Genomic DNA, 24,498 nt, shown 5'->3' with positions numbered 1-24,498 from the left:
CCGGGGGGCGACGACCCGGTCGGCGAGGTCGGATTCGACTCAGTTCGGCGAGGACTCGCCGACGTTGCGCCGGAACGGCAGTGAGTGTGTCGCGCGGATCAGTCCCGCCTCACGCCACAGCCGGTCCCGCGCCACCACCAGCCGGTCCTCGGTGGTCGGTGCCGCCAGCAGTTCCTGCTGGTCCGGGATGCTGAGCGGGACGAGCGCGCCCACGGTGTAGGCCAACTCGTCCGGATCCTCGGGGAGCGGCGGGATCTCCCCGTTCAGGGCGGTGGCGTACGCCTCCAACGCCCGTCGCACCTCACGGGCGTGCTCGGCCACCTGGGACTCGTCGCCGTGCTTCTCCGGCAGCGGCGTCACCAGTCCGGTCGCGTACGGCGTCTCGGCCGCCGCATCGACCCCGTCCAGCCGGAACCTCCAGGTGCCGATCACCCGGATCACGAACCGCTCCCCGAGGGATCGGGCGGACGCCAGCCGGGCGGCACAGCCGATGCTGTGCACACTGTGCACCCGTCGGGTGCCGACCTCCGAGCCCTCGCGGATCGCCACGATGCCGAACTCACGCTCCTCCGGGTCCCGCCCGGACAGGTCCTCCAGAAGGCGGAGGTAGCGCGGTTCGAACACCTGCAGCTGCAGCGGCATGCCGGGGAACAGCACTACCCCGAGCGGGAAGAGCGGGAGTCTCCTCATCAGCCCGCCCGACCGGCGCCGCCGCCACCGTCGTTCCCGGCGCCCGGCGCCCGGGACGTCCCGCGCCCCGCCTCCGCCGGGTCCTGGCCGGGGGTTCCGGCCTCCGCGGCCAGCGTCGCCTCGACGCGGGCGACCTTGCCGGTGAGCTCCCCGGTGTGCCCGGGTCGGATGTCGGCCTTGAGCACCAGGGAGACCCGGGGGCCGTACGCCGCCACCGCCTCGGTGGCCCGCTTCACCACGTCCATCACCTCGTCCCACTCGCCCTCGATGGTGGTGAACATCGCATCGGTGCGGTTCGGCAGGCCGGAGGCACGGACGACCCGGACGGCGGCGGCGACGGCTTCGTGCAGGGAGGCATCGGGATTGTCCCCACCGGAGGGGGCCACGGAGAAGGCGACGAGCATGTGCCCACCGTAGTCACTCGGCTCCGCTCCGGCGGGGGTTCCGGCCGGGCGTCGGCGAGCCGTCGGCCGCCCGGGGACGCCCCGGGCCACTGTCGGTCACCCGAGGCGTCCGGTCGGCCTCAGCGCTTGATCAGCGGGGAGCTCACCCCGGCCTGCTTGTCGCCCTCGTTGAAGAAGTCCTCGTGGAAGATGTCGCGCGGGAACAGCCGCCGGCTCATGAACGACTTCAGGCAGCCCTCGACCATCCGCGGCGACCCGCACATGTAGCCCTGGTAGCCGGTCAGCTTGTCGTAGTCCTCCTCCATCGCCGTGCTGACGAAGCCGGTGCGGTAACCCGCCGGGGCCGCCCCGGCGGAGACGCACGGGTGGAAGGTGAACCGGTCGGGGTACTCCTCCTCCAGGCCGCGGAAGAAGTCGACGTCGTAGAGGTCGGCGACGGTGCGCCCGCCGGCGTAGAGGGTGATGTGGCCCTCGTACGCCTCGTCGACCAGGGCGTGCTTGACCATCGACGCCAACGGGGCCAGGCCGGTGCCACCGCCGAGCATGATCACCGGGGTGTCCTCCTCCCAGGTCCGCAGCACGAAGCGTCCGTACGGCCCGGAGAGCTGCACGGTGTCGCCGACCGCGGCGTCCTTGAAGAGCCACCCGTCGGTGGCGACGCCACCGGGGACGTTGCGCACCTGGAACTCGACCACCCGGTTCTCGGTGGGCGGGTTGGCCATCGACCAGGTCCGGTCGATGCCGTCGGTGCCCGGCACGAGGACGCGCAGGTACTGCCCGGCGTTGAAGAACAGGTCGCGGTCCAGCTCGATCCGCAGCCGCTTGATGTCGTGGGCGATGTCGGTCAGCTCGACGATCGTGCCGGTGTAGTCGTCGACCGGGTGGATCTCCAACTCCTCGTCGATGTCGATGTCGGCCTCGATGGTGACGTCGCTCTGCGGCCGGGCGCAACAGGTCAGGGTCTTGCCCTCCTCGCGCTCGAAGTCCATCAGCGCGAAGCTGGAGGACTCGCCGTGGTCGACCTCGCCGTCGAGGACCTCCACCTTGCAGGTGGCACAGGTGCCGTGGGTGCAGGAGTGGGGCAACCAGACACCGGCTCGCAGGCAGGCCTCGAGGATGGTCTGGTCGTCGGCGACCTCGACCTCGCGGCCGAGCGGTTCAACGGTGACGGTGTGGCTCATGGTGTCCCTGCGGTTCTCTCTGACGCGGTGGGCGGGTGGGTGCGTGGGGCAGCGGGGCGGTGATCGCCGCGCGGGTGATCGCCGGCCGCTGGTGCGGGCGGACGGCGTGTGGATGGCGGGAGGGGCCGGGGACGGTCCCGGCCCCTCCCAGCGGTGTCGGTCAGGCCCGGGCGAAGCCCAGGGTGTTCTTGTGCTGGACGCCGAGCTCCTCGAGGGTGCGGTCGTCCTGCGGGGTGAAGGCGTTGTCGACCAGGCTCCAGGCGTAGCTCTCCCCACCCGTGGTGTGCGGGTTGGCGGAGACGTACGGCAGGAACTGGGTCTGGTAGAAGTCCTTCCAGGTCATCGCCTTCGGCACCAGGACGCAGGCCGGTGACGCGAACCACAGGTCGTCCTTCTGCCAGAGATGGACCATGATGTTGTCGCCGTAGAGCGCCTGGGCGGACCGGGACGGGTAGTCGTAGTCGTAGCGAGCGTTGATGGCCATGGTCAGGCGTCCTTTCCGATGGAGGCGTCGACAGAGGCGGCGGCAGCGGTGACACCCTCGGAGTCGAGGGCGGTCTCGACCTCGTGGGCGTTGCCGAGCTTGTCCTCGATCTGCTGGTGCCACTTCTGCCAGTTCTGGTCGTCGATGCTGCCGACGAACTCGCCGGAGTCACCCTCCCGGTACCCGTACCACGCCATCACGTCGGGCAGGGTCGGCCCGCCGCAGTTGCCCTGGTAGATCTGGTGCACCGGCAGCCACGCCTGGCGGTACTTCGCCGGCTCACGGTCGAAGATCCACTTGCACGCCTCGGAGCAGAAGTTGTAGTGCTCACCCTCGTGGTCGGAGTAGAACTGTGCCATCGTGGCCGGGTCGCCGTCGGCGTGGAACGCCATCGGCACCTGGCAGACCTGGCACAGCTGCGGCAGGCCGGGGTAGGTGAACCGCTTGCCGGCCTGGTCGAGGGCCCGCATCTCCTCCCACTTGTCACGGTAGAGCTGGTCGAAGGTGTCCGGGTAGGCCTGTGCGAGCCAGTCCAGGTGCTCCTCGTCGGGCACCGTGGTGGTGAAGTTCGCGGCGTGGCTGAACTGGTAGAGCGTGTCGTACAGCCAGTGCGACAGGTGATCCTTCTCCCGGATCGCCTGGTCGACATGCTTCGGCGGGCGGATGCCGTAGAGGGCGAGGTCGGGGAAGAGGCCGTTCATCATCTGCTGCTCGAAGTAGAGCTCGAACGCCTCCTTCCAGCTCATCACCGGGCGCGGCAGCATGTAGTCGAGCATCGCGGCGACCAGGCCGGTGACCCGGTAACCCCGCCAGAACCACTTGTCGACCCACTCCTGGACGATCGGCACGTTGGCCTCGTCCTGCTCGAGGATGAACTTGATCGCCTCCAGGCCCAGGGTCATGTGCCGGGACTCGTCGGACTGGGCGGAGAAGCCGAAGGTCATCGTCGGCAGGTCACCGTTGAAGCTGGCCGCCGACATGAACGGCACGAACAGCAGGTTGGTGAGCAGGTACTCGAACGAGAACCCGATCGCGATCAGGAACTCGAACGGGCCCGCGCTCAGCGCGTCGTCGAAGTACGACTTGGTCACCGACAGGTACCAGACCCGGTCGTGCTGCTGCAGGAAGTTGTGGAAGCCGGCGTAGAACTTGTTGTAGTTCGACAGGGTGTGGATCTCGGTCTGCGCGTGGCGCATCTCGTCGATCGACTGGCACAGCGCCGCGAAGCGGGGACCCGGGCCGTTGAACTGCCGGGCCAGGTACGCGAAGTGGCGGTTGGCCTGGTACTCCAGCGGGGTCACGCCGCCGAGGAAGATCTTCATCGCGTTCAGGTAGCTGGCGTGAGCGAGGGTGAGGTGGCCCTGGCCCTGCGCGAAACCGTCGAGGACGGAGTAGAGCCGCTTGTCCTTCTCCGCCTGGTAGCGGTAGTACGCGTCGACGGTCAGCCGGAACGGGTCGTCCCACTTGGACCAGTCGTGGATCTTGATGCCCTCGTACTTGGTGTGCGGGTACATCTCCTCCTCGGAGACGTACGACGGCTGCCAGTCGAGGTCACGGGTCAGCGCGCTGTAGCGCGCCTTCATCGAGAGCTTCTTGGGCTTGGCCGCCGCCTTGTTGGGCTGGTTCGGAGCAGTGGTGGTCATGGTGTCAGTCCTCGTCTTCTTCGTCGTCGACCCGGGGACCCCAGGAGATGACGATGCGGTCCTCGTCCCACTCGGAGATGTTGCCGGAGAGGGTGATGATGGCCATCTGGAACTCGTGGGTCTCCCAGCTGCGGCCGAGCTGGGCCTCGACGCTCTCGCGGTTGATCACCAGTCGGCCGGGGGACTGGAGCTTCACCACACCGGGGAAGTGGTTGATCACCAGGTCGGCGTTGTCGGCCTCGATGGCGATGATCAGAGCGCGGTTGTTCTCCGTCTCCTGCAGGTCGACGCTGACCGGCCGGTTGTCCAGGATGCCTTTGGTGAGTTCAGTCTCGGTCATCTCAGGCTCCCTGCGGGTCGTTGATCTCGAGGCCGAGAGCGCGGAACTTCTCGGCGACCGTCGCGGCGTGGGTCCGGACGGCGGCCACCGAGTCGGTGCCGGCCAGGGTGTCCGCCTGGGCGGCGACCTTCTCGACCGCCGACAGGGCCTGTGGCAGCCAGGTGTTCACCGCGGCGGCGATGGTGGCCCGGTTGGTGGTGGCGTACTGCTCGTCGCCGATCCAGGCCTTGTAGAGCGGGTCGAGCCACTTGCGGTGCTCGGCCCACCAGGTGCCGATGTGCTGGGCGAGCAGGGAGTAGGCGCCCGCCCCACCGAGGATGGCCTCCTCGTCGAGGTGACGATAGACCAGGGCGTCGATGAGCTCGTCGACGATGTCCAGGCCGATCACGGCGACCGCCCAGTCCTGCTCGACCAGCAGCTTCTCCTCGATCGCGCGCAGGCCCTGCAGGTGCGGGGCGTCGATCCACAGCGCCTTGGCGGTCTTCAGCACCGCGGAGGACTCGTGGCCGAGCGCGATGCCGACCCGGGAGATCAGCTGCGCGTTGCCGATCCGGTCGAAGCCCTCGTAGCTGCAGCACTGCGCGATGGTCGCGCCGTAGCTGAACCGGCAGGCGTTGGAGTAGAGCATCTGCGCGCCGGACTCGTAGTGCCGCAGCGGGATGATCACCTCGGCGATCAGCTGCTGCCAGTTCTGCGGCGTACGCTCCAGCAGCCCGTGGTCGGTGACGTAGTCGAGGGTCTTGCCGAAGGCCTCGTGCATGGCGGCCCGGTTGGTGACGTACGGCGTGTAGTAGTACTGCCGCGGGTCGGTGTAGGAGTAGGGGTCGGTCAGCTTGAGGGCGCTGTAGTCCGGGTCGTAGAGCTCACGCTCGGCATCCCAGGTCGGGCGGTAGTGGAAGTTCTCGGTCGGCTGCAGGCCGATCGTCCCTTCCTGGTAACGGGTGGCGGGCTTGTCGCCGTAGCGCTCGATCAGTGGCGTGAAAGTCTGGCGAAGGGGCTCGATGACCTGGGTCTTCAGCTCGTACTGCACGTGACTGACCTCCTTCCTGTGTGGACCGGTCCTCGTTGACCGGGGTCGAGGGTGCGGCACCGGGTGGTGCAGCAGCGGTGGGATGGAACGGGTGGGGTGGAGCGGTGGTGCAGGACCTGCCGGGCCGACTCAGCTGATGTGGACCGGCTCGGCGTTGTGCAGGCCGGCCGCGACGACCAGCCGGACCAGCAGGTCGGGCAGCGCCTCCGGCCCGACCAGCTCCTGCGGCTCGCCCTGCGGCAGGTCCGCGGAGATGATCCGACCCAGCGTCCGGCCGCCGGTGTAGTGGGTGGAGACCCGGGCGCCGTGGTCGCGGCAGGTGATGGTGAAGGCGAGGTCCTCCCCGCCGACCTCGTCGACCAGGGCCAGGTGGGAGGCGGGATCCTCGATGACCGCGTTGGCCTCACAGACCAGCTGCTCAGCCAGCGACCGCAGCGCGATCTGCCGATCGGTGCCCTCGTTGCGGGCGAGGGGGAGCGCTGGGCGCAGTGCGGGCTGGGGGGCCTGCTGGGGCTCCGGGGCCCCGAGCACCTCGGCCAGCCGGTGCATGAAGAACGTCATGGACTCCTCCTTGAGTCGTGTCCGTGGCCATGAATGTAAGCTGGGTCACAGGTCGTCCGGTATCCGTAGAACTACCCGTATCCGCGCCCGCGGGGCTCCGGGTGGTGGGACCGGGGCGGCTCCCTGCGCCGGGGCAGGGGCGGGCCGGGTCGACGCCGGTGGCCCACGATCCGGCGTCCGCTCGCGTACTCTGGGGAGGATCCCCGCCGTCGAGGAGCCACTGTGACCGAACTGTCGTCATCATCGGCGCTGACGACCCCGCTGACGTCCTTCATCGGACGCGAGGAGCTGGTGTGCCATCTGGTGGAACTCGTCCACCAGCGGCGGTTGGTGACCCTGGTCGGGCCCGGCGGCATCGGGAAGACCCGGCTGGCGACCGAACTGTGTTCCCGGCTGGAACAGGACTTCCCGGACGGGACGGTCGTCGTCACCCTCGACGCCGTCTCGGACCCGGCGGACGTGGCCTGGCGCACCGCGTCGGCGGTGCAGCCGATCGACCAGTCGGTGCAGGACCCGGTGGCGCAGGTGCTGGGCCACCTGCGCCAGCGCAGGCTGCTGCTCGTCCTCGACAACTGTGAGCACCTGCTGGAGCCCGCCGCCGAGCTGGCCCGGGTGGTCCTCCAGGAGTGCCCGGAGGTCCGGATCCTGGCGACCTCCCGCGAGCCGCTGGGGATCCGGGGTGAACAGGTGCAGGTCGTGCCGCCGCTGCAGGTGCCCGCCTCCTGTGCCGACCTCGACGTGGTCCGGGAGTCCGAGGCGGTCCGGCTGCTGGTCGACCGGGCCGACCAGGCGGGGGCGCACCTGACCGTCGGCCCGGACACCTGCGTCCAGGTCGTCGAGCTGTGTGCCCACCTGGACGGGATGCCGCTGGCGATCGAGCTGGCCGCGGCCCGGCTGCGCGCCCTCGGCGTGGGCGACCTGCTGGACCGGCTGGACCAGCGGTTCTCACTGCTCAAGGGGTCCCCGCGCGACATCCTGCCCCGGCACCGTACGCTCGAGGCGCTGGTCGACTGGAGCTACGAGCTGTGCACTCCTGCCGAACGGCTGCTCTGGTCGCGGCTGTCGGTGTTCCGCGGCGGCGCCGACCTGGAGTCGGTCGAGCTCGTCGCCGGGTACGGCGCGATCGATCCGGCCGACGTGATCGACCTGCTCGACGGGCTGGTCGCCAAGTCGGTGCTGATCGCCGAACAGGCCGACGGGTTCACCTACTATCGCCAGCTGGTGACGATGCGCGACTACGGGGCGCGGGTGGCGGTCCGCAGCGACGAGTGGGAGGAGCTGCGCCGGCGCCACGCGATGCTCGCCTTCGAGCGCAGCGGCCAGATGCACCGGGAGTGGGCCGGGCCGCACCAGGCACAGTGGCTGCGCCGGGCCCGACGTGACGTCGCCGAGATCGTGGCGGCGATGGACTGGGGGATCGCCGATCCGGCGGGGCACGACGTCGCCGCCACGATCGCCGCCAACCTGCGCTACTTCTGGGCCGGCGGCCACACCATGGCGGCCGGGCGTTATCGCCTGGAACGGGTGCTGGCGCTGCCCGACGTCGCCGCGCCGCTGCGCTGCGAGTGCCTGCTGGTGCTCTTCTGGGTGGTGATGCTGCAGGGTGACCATGCGGACGGGGCCCGCGTGCTGGCGGAGGCGCGCACCCTCGCGACCGAGCTGGGCGACCGGCGGCGGCTGGCCGAGGTGGACGCGTGGGGCGGCCTGCACTGCCTCTTCCATGGCGATCCGGCCGAGGGGGTGGGACTCTACCGGCGCGCCATCACGGTGCTGCGGGAGGTCGGCGACATCGCCGCGATGCAGGCCGCGATGTTCCAGCTCGCGCTGTGCCAGATCTACTCCGGCGACACCGCCGGCGGCGGGGAGACCTGTGCCGAGATCCTCGCGGAGAGCCGTCGCAACGGCGAGGCCTGGGTCAAGGCGTACGCCCTGTGGGTGTCCGGCATCGTCCGGTGGCGGCAGGGCGACCTGGCCGGCGTACGGGCGTACGCCACCGAGGCGCTGCGGCTGCAGGAGGTCTTCGAGGACGGCATCTGCACCGCGCACGTCCTGTTGCTGGCCGGCCAGGTGGTGATGGCCGCCGGTGAGCCGCGGCGGGCGGCCCGGCTGCAGGGGGCCGCGGACGCGTTGTGGCGGGCGCAGGGCACCGGGATCGATGCGTTCGGGCCGGGGCTGGCCGGCGATGCCCGGGAGAGCCGGGAGCGGATCCTGCGGGTGCTGGGCCCCGACGAGGCCGAGGCGCTGATGGCGGAGACCGCCGACCTCGACCTGCGCGAGGCGATCGAGGTGGGGCTGGCCGAGCTCGCTCTCACCCCGGTGGCGGCGCCGGCCGAGGTGGGCCTGACGAAGCGCGAGGCGCAGGTGGCCGAACTGGTCTCGGAGGGTCTCAGCAACAAGCAGATCGCCACCCGGCTCACCATCTCCATCCGCACCGTCGACGGACACGTGGAGCACATCCTGGCGAAGTTCGGCGTCACCTCGCGGGCCCAGGTGGCGGTCCGGCTGCGCGAGACCAGGCCGGCCCGGTGAGCCCTGGCACCGGATGGCGGGCGGCGTTGGACGTCCGCTCCTGGGTGGGGGAGGCGTGGGTGGGCGACGCCAACGACGGGATCATCGCCACCGCCGGTCTGCTGGAAGGGCTCGCCGGTGCCGGCGCCTCCGATGCGGTGCTGGTCCTCGCCGCGACGGTCGGCACGATCGCCGGTGGGCTCGGCGTCGCCGGGGCGCGGTGGGCGGAGGCGGCGGCTGAGCGGGAGGCGGAGGCGGCCGTCATCGCGGAGGAACGGGCGCAGCTGGCCGCCGCCCCCGACGACGAGCTGGCCGAGCTGGCGGCCTACTGGGAGGACAAGGGCCTGACCCCCGACGTGGCCCGGCAGGTGGCCGAACAGCTCAGCGCCCGGGACGCGCTGGCCGCGCAGTTGGCCTACGAGCACGGCATCACCGCCCCGACCGCGCCGTCCGCCCCGGTCGGGGCGGGGCTGGCGGCCGGCCTGGCGTTCCTGGCGGGGGCGATGGTGCCGCTGCTGATCACCGTGTCCGTCCCGGTCTCGGTGGAGTCCTGGCTGATCCTGGTCGCGGTGGTGCTCTCGCTGCTGCTGACCTCGGTCGTCGCGGCGCGCCAGGGGCACCTGTCGGTGGTCCGGACGATCGTCCGTACGCTGGTCGTCGGGGTGGGGACCCTGGCGGTCAGCTACGGCGCCGGTCTGCTGCTGTGGTGAACGCGGTGGCGGTGAAGGCCACCGCGGCCGTGGCGAAGGTGCCGGTGGCGAGGGCGTCGGACGAGTGACCCGGCCGGGAGGAGCGGAGACGAGATGGACCAGACCCAGGCGCACGGGGAACAGCCTCCGAGCCACCGGGAACAGCCCCGGAGTCAGCCAGGACCGCACGGGAACGACCGGGACCAGCCGCTGATCCGCCGATTGACCGGCGCAGGCCCGGCGCTGGGGGACCTGGACCTGCTCCGGGACCTCGGGGAGGAGCCCGGCGTACGGGCCAATATGGTCAGCTCCGCCGACGGCCATGCCACCATCCGTGGCCGGGTCGGTGACCTCACCGGGGCTGCCGACCAGGCGCTGCTGGTGGCACTGCGCGGCTGGTGCGATGTGCTGCTCGTCGGCTCGGGCACCATCCGGGCCGAGGGCTACGGGCTGATCGACCTGCCGGCGGGGGCCCGCGAGTGGCGGGTCTCCCGGGGCCGGACCGCCCACCCGGTGCTGGCGATCCTTTCCGGCAGCCTGGACCTCGACCCCACCCTGCCGGCGTTCGCCGACGCCGCCGGCCGGGGCCCGGACGCCCTGCCCTGGGTGATCACCGTGCCCGGTGCCGACCCGGCACGGCGGGCCCGGCTGGCGGCGTACGCCCGGTTCCTCGAGGTGCCGGCCGCCCCGGACGGACGGCCATCCTTGCCCGCGGCGATCGCCGCCCTGGGTACGGTCGGGATGACCCGGGTGCTCAGCGAGGGCGGCCCGGCGGTGCTCGGCGGGCTGATCGGCGCCGGACTGGTCGACGAACTGTTCATCACGGTGTCACCGCTGCTGGTCGGCGGGGAGGGCCCACGGATCGTCGGTGCCCCCGCATACGACGCCGCGGTGCCGCTGCGGCTGGTGGAGGTGCTCGGTGCGGGGGACGAACTGTTCCTCCGCTACGGTGTCGGGGCGGAACACGGTGCTGTGGTCCGGGCGTAGCGCTGGGCCAGCGCCGAGCAGGCCATCAGCTGGGCCTGGTGGAAGACCATCAACGGCAGGGCGATCAGGCCGATCGGCTGCCCGGCGAAGAGCACGGCGGCCATCGGCAGACCGGTCGCCAGGGACTTCTTCGAGCCGCAGAACTGGATCGCGATCCGGTCCTCGCGGCTGAAACCCAGCCGGCCGGCCAGCCACCAGGTCAGCCCCAGGACGACCGCCAGCACCACCAGGCAGGTGGCGATCAGCGCCAGCACCTGGAGCAGGGACACCTGCGACCACATGTGTTCGCGCCGACCGGCGGAGAACGCGGAGTAGACGACCAGCACGATGATCCCCTGGTCGACCAGCCGCAGCGGCCGCTTGTGCCGGGTCACGTACCCCGCGGTCCAGCGCCGGGAGAGCTGGCCCAGCACGTACGGCACCAGGATCTGCAGCACGATGTCGAGCACCGCCTCGGGGTGGACCGAGGCCTGGCCGGTGGTGTTCATCAGCGCGATCACCAGCAGCGGGGTGAGGAACACCCCGATCAGGTTGGACATCGAGGCGGAGACCACCGCCCCGGCGACATTGCCCCTGGCGATCGAGGTGAAGGTCACCGACGACTGCACCGTGGAGGGCAGCAGGCTGGTGTAGAGCAGCCCGGTGTAGAGCGCCGGGGTGAGCACCCTTGTCGGCACCAGGAAGGCGAGCGCCAGTCCGATCAACGGGAACAACACGTAGGTGAAGCCGAGGATCACCCCGTGCAGCCGCCAGTGTCTGAGGCCATCCAGGGTGTCACGCGGATGCATCCGGGCGCCGTACAGGAAGAACAGCAGCGCAATGCCCGCGGTGACCGCGTCCGACAGCACCACCGCGCCCGTGCCGCGGGCCGGCAGCAGCGTGGCGAGGACCGCCGAGGCGACGATGGCCAGCAGGAACGGGTCGAGGCGCAGGCGGGCGAACATGTCAGGCAGGCTACTCGGGCCGTGTCACCGGCCTCGGGAAGGCTCGGTCAGCCCTCGACCCGGGCGGCGAGCAGTGCGACCAGCGCGGCGGCGTCGTCGTGGTCGAGCCCGGCAGCGAACTCCCGGAGGGCGTCCCGGCGTTGTTCGGGCCGGCCGACCAGGGCGGCCCGCATCTCGGCGGCGATCAGCGTGGCGCGCGACTCGGCGGGTCGGTAGTACCAGGCGCGACCCTCCAGTTCGCGGGTCACCCGGTCCTTCTTCGCCAGTCGGTCGAGGACGGTCATCACGGTGGTGTAGGCGAGGTCCCGATCGCGAGTCAGCTCGGCAAGGACCTCCCTGACCGACATCGCGTGGTCCGTACGCCACAACACCTCCATGACCTGGAGTTCGAGGTCACCAAGGTTCGGCATATCGCCATCCTAGAGCAACGAGGGCCTTAGTACTACAGCTCGCGTAGTAAAAATGGCACGGCCTGCGGAGGTCGCGGTCTGCAACGACACAGCGTCGTATGTGATGTGGGCCTCGGGTGAAGCGGTCAAGAGGGCGTGCCGTTACATTCGCCTCATGGATCCGGTCTTGCTGGCGCGGTGGCAATTCGGCATCACCACCGTGTACCACTTCTTCTTCGTCCCCCTCACCATCTCCCTGTCCCTCCTCGTGGCGGTCATGCAGACCATGCATTACCGCACCGGCAAGGAGGGTTACCGTCGCCTGACCGATTTCTTCGGGAAGCTCTTCCTGATCAACTTCGCGATGGGCGTGGTCACCGGCATCGTGCAGGAGTTCCAGTTCGGCATGAACTGGTCCGAGTACTCCCGCATGGTCGGCGACATCTTCGGCGCCCCGCTCGCCTTCGAGGCGCTGGTGGCGTTCTTCCTCGAGTCGACCTTCCTGGGCATCTGGATCTTCGGCCGGGACCGGCTGCCCAAGGGCGTCCACCTGGCGTCGATCTGGCTGGCCGCCATCGGCACCGTGTTGAGCTCCATCTTCATCCTGGTCGCCAACTCGTTCATGCAGCACCCGGTCGGCTTCACCTACAACCCGGCCAGCGGCCGGGCCGAGATGACGAACTTCTGGGCCGTCCTCACCAACCCGGTGGCACTGACCACCATCCCGCACACCCTGACCGCCGCGTACATGACCGGCGGGGCCTTCGTGCTCGGCGTGGCCGGCTGGCACCTGCTGCGGATCGCCCGGGCCAACAAGGCGTCGAACCACTCCGAGCTGACCGGTGAGGTGGCCGAGGACGCCCAGGCCTACCGGTGGGCGACCAAGTTCGGCGCCTGGGTGCTGATCATCGCGGGCGCCCTGGTGGTGGTCTCCGGTGACCTGCAGGGCAAGGTGATGACCGACGTCCAGCCGATGAAGATGGCCGCGGCCGAGGCGATCTGGGAGACCGAGACGCCTGCCTCGTTCTCGCTGTTCACCATCGGCACCCTCGACGGGTCCAAGGAGGTCTTCGCGATCAAGGTGCCCGGCGTCACCTCCTTCCTGGCCACCGGATCCTTCACCGGTACGGTGCAGGGCATCAACCCGCTGCGCCAGCAGTACGACGCCCAGTTCACCGAGATGATCCGCCAGCGCTACGGCGACGAGGTCGCGAACTCGATGACCTACACCCCGGCGGTCCCGGTCACCTACTGGTCCTTCCGGCTGATGATCGGCCTGGGCATGGTGGCGATCGCCATCGGCATCATCGCGCTGATCATGGTCCGCGGCGGGAAGCTGCCCCCGGTGCGCCGCGGCGCCTGGTTCTGGACCCTGATGATGGTGGCCGCCCCGCTGCTGCCGCTGATCGCCAACTCGTTCGGCTGGATCTTCACCGAGATGGGCCGCCAGCCCTGGATCGTCTTCGGCCTGATGCCGACCGCGCCCGCCGTCTCCGTCGGCGTGCCGGCCGCCCAGGTGCTGGTCACGATGATCGGCTTCACCCTGCTCTACGGCGTCCTCGCGGTGATCGAGGTCCGGCTGATGCTGAGCGCGATCCGCAAGGGCCTCGCGCCGATCCCACCCGTCCAGCCCGTCGGCGCCGAGAGCGACGCGCCGCTGTCGTTCGCGTACTGAGGGGATGACCACCATGGAAACCGCACTTCCGATCGTCTGGTTCCTGCTGATCGCCGTCCTGTGGACCGGCTTCTTCGTCCTGGAGGGTTTCGACTTCGGCGTCGGCATGCTGATGCCGTTCCTCGCCAAGGACGACCGTGAGCGGCGCGTGCTGCTCAACACCATCGGCCCGGTCTGGGACGGCAACGAGGTCTGGCTGCTCACCGCCGGCGGCGCGACCTTCGCCGCCTTCCCGGAGTGGTACGCCAGCCTCTTCTCCGGCCTCTACCTGCCGCTGTTCCTGATCCTGGTCGCGTTGATCCTGCGCGGGGTCTCCTTCGAATACCGCCACCAGCGCGGTGAGGCGGCGTGGAAGCGCGGCTGGGACGCCTGCATCATCGGCGCCTCCTACGTCGCCTCGCTCGTCTTCGGCGTCGCCTTCGCCAACTTCGTCCGCGGCCTGCCGATCGACGCCACCCGTACGATCCACCAGACCGTGGGCAGCTTCTTCGGTCTGTTCACCCCCTTCGCCCTGCTCGGCGGGATCACCTTCGTGGCGCTGTTCCTCACCCACGGCGCTGCCTTCGTCGCGCTCAAGACGTCCGGCGACATCCGCGACCGGGCCCGCACGCTCGCCTCGCGGACCGGGATCGTGACGATGGTCGGGATGGCTGCGTTCGTGATCTGGATGAACCTCGGCTACTCCGGGCTGGCCCGCGGGGCCGCCGGGGCCGCTCCGGCACTGTCGCTGTGGCCGGCCGCGCTAGTGGCCGTGCTGGGTACGGTGGTGCTGTGGCTGATGAACACCCGCGGCCGGGAGGGCTGGGCCTTCATCGGCGGTGGCGTCGCGATCCTGGCGCTGATCGTGAACGTCTTCGCGGCGATGTTCCCGTACGTGGTGCCGTCCACCCTCGACCCGGCGTACGGTCTGACCGTGTTCCAGGCCGCCTCCACCCCGTACACGCTGACGATCATGACGATCGCCGCCGGCGTGATGACCCCGATCGTGCTGGCCTACCAGGCCTGGACGTACTGGGTGTTCCGCAAGCGCCTGTCGGTCAAGGACATCCCGGCCGACGAGCCGGTCGTCGCAGCGGCCCCGGGTCCCGTCGCGGGCTGATGCCGGGACCGGTCCACCGCAACCTGCTGGCGAGGGCCCGGGCGACGAGGATCTACCTCGTCGCCGGGGTCCTCGTCGGCACGCTGACGGCCTTCCTCGTCGTCGCCCAGGCCTGGCTGCTGTCGCACCAGATCGCCGGGGTGTTCGACACCGGGCGGCTCGACGGTCTGGGACGGACCGTCGGGCTGCTGGCGCTGGTCCTGCTCGGCCGCGCGCTGCTGCGCGGGATCAACCCGTGGTTGGGTCAACGCGCTGCAGCGCTGGTCAAGGGCCAGCTCCGCCACGAGGTGGTGGCGGCCCGGCTGGGTCGCCCGCTCGACCCGCGCACCGACACCGGTGGGCTGGTCGACCTGGTCACCCATGGGCTCGACGCCCTCGACGGCTACTACGCCAAGTACCTCCCGCAACTCCTGCTGGCGGTCACCGTGCCGCTCGTGGTCGGGGTGGCGATCCTCACCTCCGACCTGTGGTCCACCCTGGTCCTGGTGCTCACCGTGCCGCTGATCCCGTTCTTCATGGCGCTGATCGGCTGGGCCACCGAACGCCGGATGGCCCGCCGCTGGGACGTCCAGGCCCGGCTGGCCCACCACTTCGCCGACCTGGTCGCCGGCCTGCCGACCCTCCAGGTGTTCGGCCGGGCCCGCGCCCAGGCGATCGGCCTACAACGGATCGAGGCCCGCAACCGCGAGGAGACGATGGGCACGCTGCGGATCTCCTTCCTCTCCTCGATGACCCTGGAACTGCTGTCGACACTGTCGGTCGCGATCATCGCGGTGTCGATCGGCATCCGGACGGTCAACGGCGAGATGGACCTGGCCAGCGGGCTGTTCCTGCTCGTGCTCGCCCCCGAGGTCTACCTGCCGCTGCGCCAGGTCGGCGTCCACTACCACGACTCCGCCGAAGGGGTCGCGGCGGCCGACCGGGCCTTCGCCGAGATCGACGCGCCCCGGATGGGTGCCGGCCCGTCATCGTCGGTGTCGTCGGGGACGCTGTCGTCCAGGATCTTGCCGTCCAGGATCTTGCCATCGGGAACGTCGCCGTCGGAGAGCCTGCCGACCGACCCCACCGTCCCGGCGGTGCGGGTCCGCGACCTGCAGGTCACCTACCCCGGTGCGGACACTCCCGCCCTGCGGAGCCTCGACCTGGACCTGGCGCCAGGTGAGTTCGTCGCCGTCGTCGGGCCCAGCGGCGGCGGGAAGTCCACCCTGTTGGCGGTGCTGATGGGCTTCATCCGACCCTCCGCCGGCGAGGTGCTGCTCGGCGGGGTGCCGCTGGACCGGGTCGACCTGGCGGCCTGGCGCCGTCGGGTCGCCTGGGTCGGCCAGACCCCCGGACTGCCGGAACGTACGGTCGGGGCGAACGTCGCCCTCGGCGCCCCGGGCGCCCCCGTCGAGGCGATTCGGGCCGCCCTGGACCGGGCCGGGGCCGCCGAACTGGCCCTCGACCACGAGGTCGGCGACGAGTCGGAAGGGCTTTCCGACGGGGAGCGGCGCCGGGTCGGCCTGGCCCGTGCCCTGCTGCGGCTGAGCCACGGCGGCGGTCGCCTGCTGATCCTCGACGAACCCACCGCCGGGCTGGATCCGGACACCGAACGGCGGGTGCTGGCCACGCTGCGCGACGCCGACGCCACCACCAGCGCCCTGGTGGTCACCCACCGGCCGGCCGTGGTGGCCGCCTGCGACCGCGTGGTGACCGTCGGACCCGTGGGGGTGCCCGCATGACCACCCGTACGCCTGACCGTTCCCCCGCCGGCACCGGTCCCACCGGCACCGCCGGGCTGCTCGCCACCCTGCTGCGTGCCGTGCCCGAGGGCCGATCCCGGGTGCTCGGGTCGGTGCTGCTCGCCGCCGGCGCCTCCGGGGCCGCGGTGGCACTGCTCGGCACCTCGGCCTGGCTGTTGTCGCGCGCCGCGCAGCACCCGCCGATCCTCTATCTGATGGTCGCCATCACCGCCGTCCGCACCTTCGGCATCTCCCGCGGGGTGCTCCGCTACGCCGAACGGCTCCTCGGCCACGACCTGGCGCTGCGGATGCAGAGCGCGCTGCGGCTGCGGGTCTACGACGTGCTCAGCCGGACCACGCTGCTCGGCCGGCGTCGCGGCGACCTGCTGGTCCGGATCGTCGACGACGTCCGCGCCGTGATGGACGCGGTGGTCCGGGTCGTGGTGCCCGCCACCGCCGCCGGCCTGGTCGCCGTCGCGACCACCGTGATCATCGGCCTGCTGTCGGTGCCGGCCGCGGTCCTGCTCGGCCTCAGCGCTGTGCTGGCCGGGATCGTCATCCCGTGGCTGGCCGGGCTCGCCTCCCGACGGGCGGACGCCTCGCTGGCTCCGCTGCGCGGTGAACTCGCCGACGCGGTGGCCGCACTGCATCGGACCGCCCCGGACCTGGTGGCGTACGGGGTGCAGGACGCGGCGCTCGACCGGGTCGACGCGCTCAACGCGCGGCTGACCGCGGCCGAGGAGCGGGCGGCCCGGGTCCGCGGACTGGCCGGCGCCCTGCAGGTGCCGGCTGCCGGGGTGGCCGTCCTCGGCGCGCTGCTCGTCGGGGCGCCGGCGGCGGCCGCGGGCACCCTGCCGGTCGTCCAACTGGCCGTGCTGGTGCTCACCCCGCTCGCCCTGCACGAGACCCTGGAGCCGCTGGCCGAGGCGGCCCAGACCTGGACCCGGGTGCGGTCCTCGCTGCGGCGGGTCGACGAGGTGCTGGCCACCCCGCCGACCGGCCGGGAGACCGGACCCGCACGGCTTCCCGGCGGGCCCTCCCTCGACCTGCGCGGGTTGGCGGCCGGCTGGCCCGGTGCCGACCCGGTGGTCCGCGACCTCGACCTGCACATCGGCGCCGGCGAGCGGGTCGCCCTGGTGGGGCGCAGCGGCCTGGGCAAGACCACGGTCGCCGCCACGGTGATGGGGCTGCTGCCGCCGCGGGCCGGTGAGGTCGAGGTGCATGGCACGGTGGGCTACTTGGCTCAGGACGCTCATGTGTTCGACACATCGGTCGACGAGAACGTCCGGATCGGCCGCAAGGACGCCACCGCCGACGAGGTGGTCGCCGCCCTGCACCGGGCCGGTCTCGACCTGGCACCCGAGAGGGCGGTCGGCGAGCACGGCGGACGGCTGTCCGGCGGCGAGGCCAGGCGGCTCGCGGCGGCCCGGTTGTTCGTCGGTGCCGCGGACGTGGTGATCCTCGACGAACCGACCGAACACCTCGACGAGGAGACCGCGGAGACCCTGGTCACCGACCTGTGGGCGGCCACCGAGGGCGCGGCGGTGCTGGTGATCACCCACGACCCGGTGGTCCGGGACGCCTGTGACCGGGTCGTCGACCTCACCGCGTACGCCCCTCCGGGCGCCGTCGCACCCGGTTCGACCGCCTCGGGCGCGACCGCCTCGGGCAGCACGTCGGGCGCGACCATGTCGGGAGGTGCCACGTCGGGCAGTCCCGAGCCTGAATGCCTCCGATCCTCAGGCGGCCGTCGGTAGCCGGAACCGTTGGTGGCGCCGGGGCCGGCGGGTCCGGTCGACGTGGCTCGGGGGGAGGACCTCGGGAATGCCCCCGGCGCCGAGGCGGATCTCCCATCGCCGGCCCGGCGGGTCCGGCGAGGGCTCCACAATGCCGTGGTGGTGAGCGCAGACCAGGACGAGGTTGTCGAGGGACGTGACACCTCCCTCCTGCCAGGGCATGATGTGGTGCGCGTGACAGGCGGCGGGTGGCCGGTCACAGCCGGGGAACACGCAGCCCCGGTCGCGGACGGTCAGCGCGGCCCGGATCGGCGGGGTGACCAGCCGATGCTCGCGGCCGACGTCGAGGACCTCACCGCTCCCACCGAGGACGACCGGGAGCAGGTCGGCATCACAGCACAACCGGCGCAGCTCACCGGCGGCGATCCTCTCGCCGGTGCCGATCAGCCCGGCCCCGGCGGCAAGGTCCCGAAGCCGGTCCGCCGCGATCGTGACCACCACCCGGGGCCGATCGCCTCCGTGGGACGGCGTGTCGCGGTGCAGGGCCGTTGCCTCGGCGAGAGCCACCAGGGCATCGGCGCGACGCATGGCGGGGGTGACGTCCTCCGCGAGCGGGTCCAGCGCGTCGAGAGCCCTGCGACGGTCCCGGTCGACGAGCGCCTCGATCTGCGTGATCAGGGTCTCGGCGGCGAGGACGGGCAGTTTGCCGCGGATCAGCACCGACCCCTGACCGTCACGTACGAACGACAGCGAGCGGTTCCGCCGTGCCCGGCGCAGTTCCCGTTCCAGCCGCTTGGCCTCCAGGTCGTCTGCCGTCTCCGGCGCGAGGATCTCCAGCAGATGCTCCGCCAGGATCGACAGCCCCTGGGAGTCGAGTTCAGCCGCGTGCTCCACCATGTCCCGTTCCGCCTGCCGGAGCAGAGCAGGGTCCAGCTCGTCGGGCAACTCGGCCAGCACCCTGCTGATCGTGCGGGCCTGCTGGGGGGAGACCGCTCCCGCCAATCCGGCCGCGGTCAACACCGGCAGACCGGCCAGATCCCGCCCCTCATGCAGCAGTGCCCACACCTCGCGCCGGGTCATCCGGCGGGTGTCGGCCAGCCAGCTCACCACCGACAATCCGGTCGCCGCGACATCCGCGCCGGACGCCTCAGCCTCACCGACGAGCACCGACGCCAATACGCGCAGCCGGTCCGCGGCCTCGATCGCTGCCCCCATCAGGGCCAGGCGCTCCGCGTCCGTCGCGAGCGCCCGGTCATCATCCAATCCGTCCAGCAGGTCCAGGACCCCGGCCAACACAGCCCCGGTCCGGGTCCCCCACTCCCTGTCCGTGCCATCACCGTCCATGCCATCAACCGTACGACCCGCCTCAGACAATTCAAACAACTGAACGATTATTGTTCGATGGTATGCGACTCGGCAGCGTGCCGGAAGGTAGCCGCACCCGCCTTGCCGCATGTCGCGGTGCCGTGTACGGGGGTGCCTCTGTCGTCGCTATCCCCGTGGGGGTATCATCCGGATCCAGAGCAGCACGAGAAGGAGGGGTGCCATGGAGTTGCCCGGCGAGGACCTGCGCCCGGTCGTCAATCGGTTGAAGCGGGCCCGGGGTCAGCTCACCGGCATCATCGACATGCTGGAGGAGGGCCGCGACTGCGAGGAGGTCGTCACCCAGATCGCCGCGGTGGCGAAGGCGCTGGATCGCGCCGGGTTCGCCGTCGTGGCTGCCGGCATGCGGCAGTGCGTGCTGACCGACGAGGGCCTGGACACCTCCAAGATGGAGAAGCTCTTCCTGTCCCTCGCCTGAGGGCTGGGCTGGTCTGACGTCGGCCCGGTCCGACGGGTGACCGGGTTGGCTTGAGGTCGCGGGCTCAGCCCACCTCGTCCAGTGCCTGGTCGACCTCGTCGAGGATCACCTGCATCGCCGCGCGGGCAGCCTTCCCGTCGCCGCGGAAGACTGCCTCGGCCACCGCCTCGTGCGCGTCGAGGGCCTCCGGCTTGGGCTTCGGCGGCATCAGGCCGATCTCGGTGCGCCCGGCGAGGACCGACGCGATCTGGTCGCTCAGTGCGGCGAACAGTTCGTTGCCACTGTTGGTGAGGATCAGCCGATGGAACTCGATGTCGAGCTGCAGGAACTCCTGGCCCAGGCCTCCCTCACCGGTCCGCCGCAGTTCCGCGGCCAGCGGGAGCAGCCGGGCCCGGACGTGGATCGAGGCACACCGCGCCATCGCCTGGACGGCGGCGGGTTCGACGGCCATCCGCAGCTGGGTCAGTGAGGTCAACTGCTCGCGCCGGCGGGTGGAGTGCAGCCGCCAGTCGATCAGGGTGGTGTCGAGGACGTGCCATTCCGAGGCGGCCAGCGCGACGATGCCGCGGCGGCGTACGGTGCCGGCCAGCCCCATCGACTCCAGCAGCCGGGAGGCCTCCCGGGCCACGGTGCGGGAGACGCCGAACCGCTCCTGGACCTCCTCCAGGGTGCGGGCCTCGTCGACGGGCCACCGGCCCTCGATGATCTCGGTGCCGAGCTCGCGGGCCACGCCGAGGTGCATCAACGGGCGCTCGGAGCTCGTCATCATTGCTCGCCTCCCTCGGGTCCTTCGTCGGCCACTGTCGGGTCGTCCCTCGGGCCCTCTGTCGGGGCCTGTGAACGAGCTTAGCTGCGTCGCGCTCTGAAGCCTCTTCAGTGCCACTCCTTGCATCACAAAATGATTTGAGAGACTCTCTAAAAGATGTAAGATCGTCTCAAATGGGGCAAAGATGCTTCTTTGGAAAGGGTCAAGGATGACTGAAACTCATGTGGTGGTGATGGGCGTGGCCGGCAGCGGCAAGTCGACCATCGCCCACGGACTGGCCGACCGCCTCGGCTGGCCGGTGGCCGAGGGGGACGACTTCCACTCGGCCGAGAACATCGCCAAGATGACCGCGGGCCATCCGCTCACCGACGAGGACCGGAGGCCGTGGCTGGACAGGATCGCCGCGTGGACCGCCGACGAGGACCGGGCCGGCCGCTCCACCCTGGTCACCTGTTCCGCCCTGCGCCGGGTCTACCGCGGCCGGCTGCGGACCGCGCCGGGGCGGACCGTGTTCGTCCACCTGATCGGTTCAGTGGAGGTGCTGGCGGCCCGGCTGACCGCCCGTACGGACCACTTCATGCCGGCATCGCTGCTGCCCTCCCAGCTCACGACGCTGGAGCCGCTCGAGCCCGATGAGGACGGTGTCGTCATCGACATCGAGCAGGAGGTCGAGCAGATGCTCGACTGCATCGTCGGTGCCCTCGCCTCCGAGAGCCGCCGCGTCAAGGAGTGCGCGGAATGACCGGCCTCGTCCTCGCCGCGCTCGCCGGCATCGCCACGATCGTCCTGCTGATCGTCTGGCTCAAGATCCACCCGTTCCTGTCCCTGATGGCCGGCTCCGCGGTGATGGCCCTCGCCGCCGGCGTCCCGTTGGACAAGCTCTTCAACAGCTTCACCACCGGTCTCGGCTCGACCATCTCCAGTGTCGGCCTGCTGATCGTGCTGGGCTCGATCATCGGCACCCTGCTGGTGTCCTCCGGCGGTGCCGACGTCATCGTCGACACCATCCTCAGCAAGACCCCGGTCCAGCGCCTGCCCTGGGCGATGGCGCTGATCGCCTTCATCGTGGGCATCCCGCTGTTCTTCGAGGTCGGCGTGGTGATCCTGATCCCCGTGGTGATGTTCGCCGCCCGGCGGGCGAAGGTGCCGGTGGTCCTCTTCGGCATCCCGGCCCTGGCCGGGCTGTCCGCCCTGCACGGGCTGATCCCGCCGCACCCGGGCCCGCTGATCGCGATCTCGGCGCTGAAGGCCAACCTCGGCCTCACCCTCGCCTTCGGCCTGATCGTCGCCATCCCCTGTGTGATCATCTCCGGCCCGGTGCTCGGCCGGATGATGGCCCGCTGGGTGCCGCACCAGGTCCGCGAGGACTTCCTCGGACACAGCCCCGCCGAGGGTGCCAGGCGTCCCGGCTTCGGCGCCTCGCTGACCGTCGTCCTGCTCCCCGTCGTCCTGATGCTGGCCGCGACCGTCGCGGAGATGACCTTCGGCACCAAGAACCCGGTGGGTGCCTTCCTCGGCTTCGTCGGCACCCCGCTGATCGCCCTGACCATCACCACCGTCGTCGCGATGTTCGTCTTCGGCTACGGGTTGAAGAAGTCCCGCAAGGAGGTCGACAAGATCGTCGGCTCCTCCTTCGGCCCGATCGCCGGCATCCTGCTGATCGTCGCCGCCGGCGGCGGCTTCAAGCAGACCCTGGTCGACTCCCATATCGCCGACATGCTGGCCAAGGGCCTGCTCGCCGCGGCGCTCCCGCCGCTGCTGGCGGGCTGGCTGGTGGCGGTGGTGATCCGGCTGGCGACCGGCTCGGCCACGGTGGCCACCATCACCGCGTCCGGCATCGTCGCCCCACTCGCCGCCGGCCTCTCGCCGACCCACACCGCCCTGATGGTGCTGGCCATCGGCGCCGGCTCGGTCTTCCTCAGCCACGTCAACGACGCCGGCTTCTGGATGGTGAAGGAGTACTTCGGCATGACGGTCGGGGAGACCTTCAAGACCTGGTCGTTGATGGAGACCGTGCTGTCCGTCATCGGCATCATCGCAGTGATGTTGCTCAGCCTCGTCGTCTGACCCATGAGGTCACCGTCGTCCGGAGGAGGTGGGGCACCGCCGCTGGGCAGCGGGTTCGGGTGCGGTGCCCCACCCGGATCGGTCAGCGAGCCGCCTCGACCTCGGCGGGCGTCTCGCTCCGGGCCGGCCGGGCGATCGGCCTGGTCGCGGTGGACCAGGTCTGGTAGCCGCCGGTGAGGTTCCGGACCCGGTGGCCGGCCTGGCGCAGGATCCGCTCGGCCACGTGACCGCGCAGGCCCACCTGGCAGGTGATCACCAGGTCTCCGGCCGGCACCTCGTCGAGCCGGTCGCGCAGTTCGTCGACCGGGAGGTTGATCGAGCCCGGGATGTGGCCGCGGCGGAACTCGTCCGGCGTCCGGACGTCGAGCAGCGGGGTACCGGCCTGCTGGGCTGCCGCCACCTCGTGCCACTGGATCAGCTCGGACTGGCCGGTCACCACGTTGTCGTCGATGAACCCGAGCATGTTGATCGGATCCTTGGCGGACCCGAACTGCGGGGCGTACGCCAGCTCCAGGTCGGCCAGCTCGGCACCCTTGAGACCGCCGCGCATCGCCGTGGCGATGACGTCGATCCGCTTGTCCGCACCGTCCCGACCGATCGCCTGGGCGCCGAGGATCTCGTCGGTGTCCGCGTCGACCAGCAGCTTCAGGTGCAGGGTCTCTGCACCCGGGTAGTAGCCGGCATGCGAGCCCGGGTGGGCGTGGATGGCCCGATAGGCCCGGCCGGCGGCCCGCAGCCGCTTCTCGTTCCAGCCGACCGAGGCGGCCATCAGGCCGAAGACGCCGACGATGGCGGTGCCGAGCACCGGCTTCGCGGCGGTCCCACGGCCGGCGATCACGTCGGCGACCAGCCGGCCGTGCCGGTTCGCGGTCTGCGCCAGCGGCACCATGGTGGCGTCACCGGTCAGCGCGTCGCGCTTCTCGGCGGCGTCGCCGACGGCGAAGATGTCCGGGTCGGAGCTGCGTTGGTGCTCGTCGACGACGATGCCGCCGCGCGGGTTGACCGCCAGGCCGGCCTCCTTCGCCAGGTGCGAGTCCGGCCGGACGCCGATCGACATCACCACCAGGTCGGCCGGGATCTCCGCGCCGGAGCCCAGCGTGACGGTCCGCTCGCCGATCGCGGTCGCCTGGGCCCCGGTCAGCACGTCGATGCCGTTGTCGACCAGCTCCTGGGCGACGTACGCGGCCATCTCGGGGTCCAGCGGGGGGAGCAGCTGGTCGGCCAGCTCGACGATCGTCACGTCGATGCCGCGCCGCTGCAGGTTCTCGGCAAGCTCGACGCCGATGAAGCCGCCGCCGATCACCACGGCGGTGTGAGGCTTGCGGGCCACTGCCTCGACCATTGCGTCGACGTCGGCGATGTTGCGCAGGGTGAGCGCCCGTTCCTTGCCCGGGATGTCCGGGACGAACGGGGACGCGCCGGGGGAGAGCACCAGGGTGTCGTACGACTCGGTGGTGACCCGGTCGGTGGTGAGATTGCGCACCGTCACCCGCTTCGCGGCCCGGTCGATCGAGACGACCTCGTGGCCGACGCGGACGTCGATGCCGAAGCGGCGGCCGAGGGACTGGGGCGTCTGCAGCAGCAGCGCCTGACGGTCCTCGATCACGCCGCCCACGTGGTAAGGGAGACCGCAGTTGGCGAACGAGACGTACCAGCTGCGCTCGAAGACGATGATCTCGCACGTCTCGTCGAGCCGGCGCAGCCGAGTCGCGGCGGACATGCCGCCGGCGACGCCGCCGACGATGACGACCTTACGGGAGTGATCGGTCATGGCTGCGGTGCG

21 protein-coding genes and 2 pseudogenes are annotated in these 24,498 nt (G+C 70.9%); 10 read left to right on the top strand and 13 right to left on the bottom strand.

Features of this window, described 5'->3' with window-relative positions; genetic code table 11:
• Positions 1 to 39 precede the first annotated feature (39 nt).
• From R0145_RS16965 to R0145_RS16930, 8 genes and pseudogenes are all read right to left on the bottom strand, one after another.
• A complete protein-coding gene (locus tag R0145_RS16965; protein WP_317838128.1) occupies positions 40 to 690 on the bottom strand; it encodes an LON peptidase substrate-binding domain-containing protein in 651 nt (216 codons plus the stop codon).
• 110 nt (positions 691 to 800) lie between these two features.
• Positions 801 to 1,094, bottom strand: a pseudogene (locus R0145_RS16960) (MTH1187 family thiamine-binding protein); the annotation flags it as partial.
• A 119-nt stretch (positions 1,095 to 1,213) separates the two neighbouring features.
• Complete coding sequence (locus R0145_RS16955; RefSeq protein WP_317838127.1) at positions 1,214 to 2,275, bottom strand: NADH:ubiquinone reductase (Na(+)-transporting) subunit F; 1,062 nt, start codon at positions 2,273 to 2,275, stop codon at positions 1,214 to 1,216.
• A gap of 160 nt (positions 2,276 to 2,435) precedes the next feature.
• The gene (locus R0145_RS16950; RefSeq protein WP_317838126.1) at positions 2,436 to 2,759 is read right to left on the bottom strand and encodes a hypothetical protein; all 324 of its coding nucleotides are present in this window, start codon (positions 2,757 to 2,759) and stop codon (positions 2,436 to 2,438) included.
• A gap of 2 nt (positions 2,760 to 2,761) precedes the next feature.
• A complete protein-coding gene (locus R0145_RS16945) occupies positions 2,762 to 4,402 on the bottom strand; it encodes a YHS domain-containing protein (RefSeq protein ID WP_317838125.1) in 1,641 nt (546 codons plus the stop codon).
• Positions 4,403 to 4,406: 4 nt separating this feature from the next.
• Entirely contained in the window at positions 4,407 to 4,742 is a 336-nt protein-coding gene (locus tag R0145_RS16940) for an MmoB/DmpM family protein (RefSeq protein WP_317838124.1), read from the bottom strand.
• A gap of 1 nt (position 4,743) precedes the next feature.
• Positions 4,744 to 5,772 carry a hypothetical protein gene (locus tag R0145_RS16935; RefSeq protein ID WP_317838123.1) on the bottom strand — a complete coding sequence of 343 codons (1,029 nt, stop codon included), beginning with the start codon at positions 5,770 to 5,772 and terminating at the stop codon, positions 4,744 to 4,746.
• Positions 5,773 to 5,901: 129 nt separating this feature from the next.
• Complete coding sequence (locus R0145_RS16930) at positions 5,902 to 6,333, bottom strand: hypothetical protein (RefSeq protein ID WP_317838122.1); 432 nt, start codon at positions 6,331 to 6,333, stop codon at positions 5,902 to 5,904.
• Between the two features lie 222 nt (positions 6,334 to 6,555).
• Between R0145_RS16930 and R0145_RS16925 the strand changes: the two genes are divergently transcribed.
• The 3 genes from R0145_RS16925 (at position 6,556) to R0145_RS16915 (ending at position 10,517) form a co-directional block, all read left to right on the top strand.
• The gene (locus R0145_RS16925) at positions 6,556 to 8,862 is read left to right on the top strand and encodes an ATP-binding protein (RefSeq protein ID WP_317838121.1); all 2,307 of its coding nucleotides are present in this window, start codon (positions 6,556 to 6,558) and stop codon (positions 8,860 to 8,862) included.
• Entirely contained in the window at positions 8,859 to 9,551 is a 693-nt protein-coding gene (locus tag R0145_RS16920; protein ID WP_317838120.1) for a VIT1/CCC1 transporter family protein, read from the top strand. Before R0145_RS16925 ends, R0145_RS16920 begins: the two co-directional genes overlap by 4 nt.
• A gap of 93 nt (positions 9,552 to 9,644) precedes the next feature.
• Positions 9,645 to 10,517, top strand: coding sequence for a dihydrofolate reductase family protein (locus R0145_RS16915; protein WP_317838119.1), 873 nt, complete (start codon positions 9,645 to 9,647; stop codon positions 10,515 to 10,517).
• On the opposite strand, the gene R0145_RS16910 is transcribed toward R0145_RS16915, so the two are convergent.
• Positions 10,475 to 11,461, bottom strand: coding sequence for a bile acid:sodium symporter family protein (locus R0145_RS16910; RefSeq protein WP_317838118.1), 987 nt, complete (start codon positions 11,459 to 11,461; stop codon positions 10,475 to 10,477). The genes R0145_RS16915 and R0145_RS16910 overlap by 43 nt on opposite strands.
• Before the next feature lie 47 nt (positions 11,462 to 11,508).
• Positions 11,509 to 11,871: a BlaI/MecI/CopY family transcriptional regulator gene (locus R0145_RS16905; RefSeq protein ID WP_317838117.1), complete on the bottom strand. Its 363-nt coding sequence runs from the start codon at positions 11,869 to 11,871 to the stop codon at positions 11,509 to 11,511.
• 154 nt (positions 11,872 to 12,025) lie between these two features.
• Here R0145_RS16905 and R0145_RS16900 point away from each other — a divergent pair, with 154 nt between their 5' ends.
• The 4 genes and pseudogenes from R0145_RS16900 to cydC form a co-directional block, all read left to right on the top strand.
• A complete protein-coding gene (locus R0145_RS16900; protein ID WP_317838116.1) occupies positions 12,026 to 13,525 on the top strand; it encodes a cytochrome ubiquinol oxidase subunit I in 1,500 nt (499 codons plus the stop codon).
• Between the two features lie 4 nt (positions 13,526 to 13,529).
• Positions 13,530 to 14,624 carry a cytochrome d ubiquinol oxidase subunit II gene (gene cydB / locus R0145_RS16895; protein WP_317838115.1) on the top strand — a complete coding sequence of 365 codons (1,095 nt, stop codon included), beginning with the start codon at positions 13,530 to 13,532 and terminating at the stop codon, positions 14,622 to 14,624.
• Positions 14,624 to 16,345, top strand: a complete 1,722-nt coding sequence (gene cydD, locus R0145_RS16890) for a thiol reductant ABC exporter subunit CydD (RefSeq protein ID WP_317838114.1) — start codon at positions 14,624 to 14,626, stop codon at positions 16,343 to 16,345. The genes cydB and cydD overlap by 1 nt, the downstream gene beginning before the upstream one ends.
• Positions 16,342 to 17,940: pseudogene (gene cydC / locus R0145_RS16885) on the top strand (thiol reductant ABC exporter subunit CydC); the annotation flags it as partial. The gene cydD and the pseudogene cydC, both read left to right, overlap by 4 nt.
• Positions 17,941 to 18,084: 144 nt before the next feature.
• Here cydC and R0145_RS16880 read toward each other — a convergent pair.
• Complete coding sequence (locus tag R0145_RS16880) at positions 18,085 to 19,425, bottom strand: HNH endonuclease signature motif containing protein (RefSeq protein ID WP_317838113.1); 1,341 nt, start codon at positions 19,423 to 19,425, stop codon at positions 18,085 to 18,087.
• A gap of 202 nt (positions 19,426 to 19,627) precedes the next feature.
• Between R0145_RS16880 and R0145_RS16875 the strand changes: the two genes are divergently transcribed.
• A complete protein-coding gene (locus R0145_RS16875) occupies positions 19,628 to 19,882 on the top strand; it encodes a metal-sensitive transcriptional regulator (RefSeq protein WP_317838112.1) in 255 nt (84 codons plus the stop codon).
• Positions 19,883 to 19,946: 64 nt separating this feature from the next.
• Here the strand turns inward: R0145_RS16875 and R0145_RS16870 are convergent, their stop codons facing one another.
• Positions 19,947 to 20,651 (bottom strand): FadR/GntR family transcriptional regulator, encoded by a 705-nt coding sequence (locus R0145_RS16870; RefSeq protein WP_317838111.1) that lies wholly within the window; start codon positions 20,649 to 20,651, stop codon positions 19,947 to 19,949.
• A 205-nt stretch (positions 20,652 to 20,856) separates the two neighbouring features.
• Between R0145_RS16870 and R0145_RS16865 the strand changes: the two genes are divergently transcribed.
• Together R0145_RS16865 and R0145_RS16860 are read left to right on the top strand one after the other, a co-directional pair.
• Positions 20,857 to 21,390: a gluconokinase gene (locus tag R0145_RS16865; protein WP_317838110.1), complete on the top strand. Its 534-nt coding sequence runs from the start codon at positions 20,857 to 20,859 to the stop codon at positions 21,388 to 21,390.
• Complete coding sequence (locus R0145_RS16860) at positions 21,387 to 22,715, top strand: gluconate:H+ symporter (RefSeq protein ID WP_317838109.1); 1,329 nt, start codon at positions 21,387 to 21,389, stop codon at positions 22,713 to 22,715. Before R0145_RS16865 ends, R0145_RS16860 begins: the two co-directional genes overlap by 4 nt.
• A gap of 82 nt (positions 22,716 to 22,797) precedes the next feature.
• On the opposite strand, the gene R0145_RS16855 is transcribed toward R0145_RS16860, so the two are convergent.
• A complete protein-coding gene (locus R0145_RS16855; RefSeq protein WP_317838108.1) occupies positions 22,798 to 24,486 on the bottom strand; it encodes an FAD-dependent oxidoreductase in 1,689 nt (562 codons plus the stop codon).
• Between the last annotated feature and the right edge of the window lie 12 nt (positions 24,487 to 24,498).

The organism is Raineyella sp. W15-4, assembly GCF_033170155.1.
Classification (GTDB): Bacteria; Actinomycetota; Actinomycetes; order Propionibacteriales; family Propionibacteriaceae; genus Raineyella.
The sequence above is the reverse complement of the archived record's forward strand: the minus strand, read 5'-3'. Positions and strand labels throughout refer to the sequence as shown.

Coding starts and splice junctions, on each gene's coding strand:
- R0145_RS16870 (WP_317838111.1), bottom strand. CDS start 20,651: ATGATGACGAGCTCCGAGCGCCCGTTGATGCACCTCGGCGTGGCCCGC.
- cydD (WP_317838114.1), top strand. CDS start 14,624: ATGCCGGGACCGGTCCACCGCAACCTGCTGGCGAGGGCCCGGGCGACG.
- R0145_RS16875 (WP_317838112.1), top strand. CDS start 19,628: ATGGAGTTGCCCGGCGAGGACCTGCGCCCGGTCGTCAATCGGTTGAAG.
- R0145_RS16880 (WP_317838113.1), bottom strand. CDS start 19,425: ATGGACGGTGATGGCACGGACAGGGAGTGGGGGACCCGGACCGGGGCT.
- R0145_RS16940 (WP_317838124.1), bottom strand. CDS start 4,742: ATGACCGAGACTGAACTCACCAAAGGCATCCTGGACAACCGGCCGGTC.
- R0145_RS16930 (WP_317838122.1), bottom strand. CDS start 6,333: ATGACGTTCTTCATGCACCGGCTGGCCGAGGTGCTCGGGGCCCCGGAG.
- R0145_RS16955 (WP_317838127.1), bottom strand. CDS start 2,275: ATGAGCCACACCGTCACCGTTGAACCGCTCGGCCGCGAGGTCGAGGTC.
- cydB (WP_317838115.1), top strand. CDS start 13,530: ATGACCACCATGGAAACCGCACTTCCGATCGTCTGGTTCCTGCTGATC.
- R0145_RS16865 (WP_317838110.1), top strand. CDS start 20,857: ATGACTGAAACTCATGTGGTGGTGATGGGCGTGGCCGGCAGCGGCAAG.
- R0145_RS16945 (WP_317838125.1), bottom strand. CDS start 4,402: ATGACCACCACTGCTCCGAACCAGCCCAACAAGGCGGCGGCCAAGCCC.
- R0145_RS16855 (WP_317838108.1), bottom strand. CDS start 24,486: ATGACCGATCACTCCCGTAAGGTCGTCATCGTCGGCGGCGTCGCCGGC.
- R0145_RS16915 (WP_317838119.1), top strand. CDS start 9,645: ATGGACCAGACCCAGGCGCACGGGGAACAGCCTCCGAGCCACCGGGAA.
- R0145_RS16965 (WP_317838128.1), bottom strand. CDS start 690: ATGAGGAGACTCCCGCTCTTCCCGCTCGGGGTAGTGCTGTTCCCCGGC.
- R0145_RS16910 (WP_317838118.1), bottom strand. CDS start 11,461: ATGTTCGCCCGCCTGCGCCTCGACCCGTTCCTGCTGGCCATCGTCGCC.
- R0145_RS16905 (WP_317838117.1), bottom strand. CDS start 11,871: ATGCCGAACCTTGGTGACCTCGAACTCCAGGTCATGGAGGTGTTGTGG.
- R0145_RS16950 (WP_317838126.1), bottom strand. CDS start 2,759: ATGGCCATCAACGCTCGCTACGACTACGACTACCCGTCCCGGTCCGCC.
- R0145_RS16860 (WP_317838109.1), top strand. CDS start 21,387: ATGACCGGCCTCGTCCTCGCCGCGCTCGCCGGCATCGCCACGATCGTC.
- R0145_RS16900 (WP_317838116.1), top strand. CDS start 12,026: ATGGATCCGGTCTTGCTGGCGCGGTGGCAATTCGGCATCACCACCGTG.